The 2,298-nt window shown below is 58.0% G+C and carries 3 protein-coding genes and 1 pseudogene; 1 reads left to right on the top strand and 3 read right to left on the bottom strand.

Annotated features, from left to right (window positions below; all coding sequences use genetic code 11):
• Positions 1–144 precede the first annotated feature (144 nt).
• The 3 genes from HMPREF9538_RS0128025 to HMPREF9538_RS09495 all read right to left on the bottom strand — a co-directional run bounded on the left by HMPREF9538_RS0128025 (position 145) and on the right by HMPREF9538_RS09495 (position 1,566).
• A complete protein-coding gene (locus tag HMPREF9538_RS0128025) occupies positions 145–333 on the bottom strand; it encodes a hypothetical protein (RefSeq protein ID WP_002916738.1) in 189 nt (62 codons plus the stop codon).
• Between the two features lie 199 nt (positions 334–532).
• The gene (locus HMPREF9538_RS09490; protein ID WP_004181311.1) at positions 533–877 is read right to left on the bottom strand and encodes a hypothetical protein; all 345 of its coding nucleotides are present in this window, start codon (positions 875–877) and stop codon (positions 533–535) included.
• 86 nt (positions 878–963) lie between these two features.
• A complete protein-coding gene (locus HMPREF9538_RS09495) occupies positions 964–1,566 on the bottom strand; it encodes a short chain dehydrogenase (RefSeq protein ID WP_004174410.1) in 603 nt (200 codons plus the stop codon).
• Positions 1,567–1,663: 97 nt separating this feature from the next.
• Here HMPREF9538_RS09495 and HMPREF9538_RS09500 point away from each other — a divergent pair.
• A pseudogene (locus HMPREF9538_RS09500) lies at positions 1,664–2,298 on the top strand (LysR family transcriptional regulator); the annotation flags it as partial.

Here is a 2,298-nt window from a genome sequence, read left to right as displayed (position 1 = left end):
GCAGCCCTGCGTGACGTTAACGTCCAGCGCAGGGTCAATCCGTTTCGGCGATCCGGTCATCGAGCCAGACCAGCATCAGCGCTGCGAGAAAAGCCAGCGCAAAGGTTCCAATAAACAACCACATAGACGTCCCTCGCGGGTTAATTATTTTGCTGATTCTACCGGAGAGCGATCGTTGCGGTCGGCGATGGAGATTTTAGTTCCGGCGGAATGGCTGGCGAGAGAGAAAAAGTCATCGGCATCAATATCGAAGTTAAGAATAATTTCCCTGTATTTTCCACCGTTAATTAACGCTTTGGCTTCTTTAACACTACTGGCAATAATGACAGGCATCAGTTTTATCTCATTTTGAAAACTGTGAAGCAAAATAAGAGTTAGTTCGTACCAGATCAACTACTTTTTATCGTATTCCGCCGCAGAAAAAACGTCGTACTGTGACGCGACGACGACCGGATATTTTGTGACAGCGATCCGGTCATCAACAGCACAATCTTATTCGACGCTGGCGATATGCTGCAATTTTGCCAACTCGTCAGGATGATTTCCCCTGTTGTTTTTCGCGCAATATCTCGCCGCAGCGCTGCTTGTCCTGACGCAGCGCCTGCTGTTCCTGCGGGCTGAGCTGGCGCCAGGTATCCAGCATCCGCTGCCCCAGCGCCGGAAGGTAATGGGTTTTATGCAGCGCGTAGTCAGAATTTCCCCCCTCGACGATATTCTGCATATCGTGGAGGAACTGGCGGCTGTCGTCATGATCGATTATGCAAAATACCGCCCGGTAGTAAGCTTCATCTTCCTCGGTGTAATGCGGGGTGAACCACCAGATCAGCAGCGCGATAAGCGCCAGTAGCGGGATAATTAAGGATAATTTTTTCAACATCAGTTTTTCGGCCGGAGACAATCAGCCGTCAGTGTACCTGCAACGACGGCCTGATGTAAGCGCCGGCCCCGGCGGGCCGGCACAGGCTAGTAGCCGACCGGGTAGATGCGGCCGGTCTGAACGCCTTCAATGCTGCGGCGATAGGCCTGCGCCACGGCGGCGGCGGGAACGCTGGGGAAGCCCGGGAAAAAGTCGCCGTAGGCTGCCAGCGACTCGCTGAGCACGGTGGGGCTGATGAGATTGATGCGGATCCCGCGCGGCAGCTCGCAGGCGGCGGCGCGGACAAAGCCTTCCAGACCGGCGTTGACCGTCGTGGCATTGACCCCCTGAGCAATGGGTTCCTGCGCGACGATACCGCTGACCAGGGTAATCGACCCGCCGTCGCGCAGAAAATGCTGGCCGACCAGCGCCAGGCGAATTTGCCCCAGCAGCTTGTCCTGCAGACCGAGGTTGAACTGGCTGTCGGTCATGGTGCTTAACGGCCCAAAGTGCAGATTGCCGGTGGTGGAGACGATGGCATCTACTTCACCCGTTTGGGCAAATAGCGCCTCGACGCTCTCCTGCGAGGTGATATCCACCTGATAATCTCCCCGGGTGCGGCCGACGCGGATAACCTCATGTCTCTGACTCAGTTCTTCGCTGACCGCGCGACCGATGGTGCCGCTGGCACCGATAACGATAATTTTCATGGCAGACTCCTGATGAGGTGAGAGGCTATTTTTTAATAAAAGTAATCTCGGATAAACTGGCTAAAAGTTAGAACATTACTAACCAGAGGTTAGCAATATGGACAAATTACGAGGGATGGAGACGTTTATTGCCGTGGTGGAGTGCGGCAGCTTTACCGGGGCGGCGTCGCGCCTGGGGCTGTCGGCGGTGATGGTTGGGAAATATATCGCCCAGCTGGAAAGCCAGCTGGCGACGCGTCTGCTGGAGCGTAACACCCGACGCCAGAGCCTCACCGACGCCGGGCGAGTCTATTTTGACGAAGCGAAACGGGTGATGGAGCAGGTCTCCATCGCCGAAAGCGCGGTCGAGCGGCTGCGGCTGGCGCCGGCCGGCACCCTGCGGGTGAGCGCTCCCACCTCGTTCGGCGCCAGCGTGATCGCGCCCCTGACCGCCACCTTCCTGCAGGCCTGGCCTGCGGTCCGGGTGGAACTGGATCTGACTAACCGGATGGTCGATCTGGTGGATGAGGGGTTCGATCTGGCGATCCGTATCGGCGAGATCCATCAGGAGGATCTGGTGGCTCGCTACCTGGCGCCGTATCGGATGGTGATCTGCGCCGCGCCGGCTTATCTGGCGCGTTACGGGACCCCCGGGACGCCAGAGGATCTCGCCGATCATCTCTGCCTGTCCCATACGGTCTGGACCGCCCGCAACGAGTGGCGGCTGGCGGGGGGGGGGGGGGGGGGGGGGGG

This window comes from Klebsiella sp. MS 92-3 (assembly GCF_000195655.1).
Classification (GTDB): domain Bacteria; phylum Pseudomonadota; class Gammaproteobacteria; order Enterobacterales; family Enterobacteriaceae; genus Klebsiella; species Klebsiella pneumoniae.
This window is presented reverse-complemented; position numbering and strand designations above follow the sequence as displayed.

Bases quoted from the DNA above. Each gene is read 5' to 3' on its own strand.
- HMPREF9538_RS0128025 (WP_002916738.1), bottom strand. From the start codon at position 333: ATGCCTGTCATTATTGCCAGTAGTGTTAAAGAAGCCAAAGCGTTAATT.
- HMPREF9538_RS09490 (WP_004181311.1), bottom strand. From the start codon at position 877: ATGTTGAAAAAATTATCCTTAATTATCCCGCTACTGGCGCTTATCGCG.
- HMPREF9538_RS09495 (WP_004174410.1), bottom strand. From the start codon at position 1,566: ATGAAAATTATCGTTATCGGTGCCAGCGGCACCATCGGTCGCGCGGTC.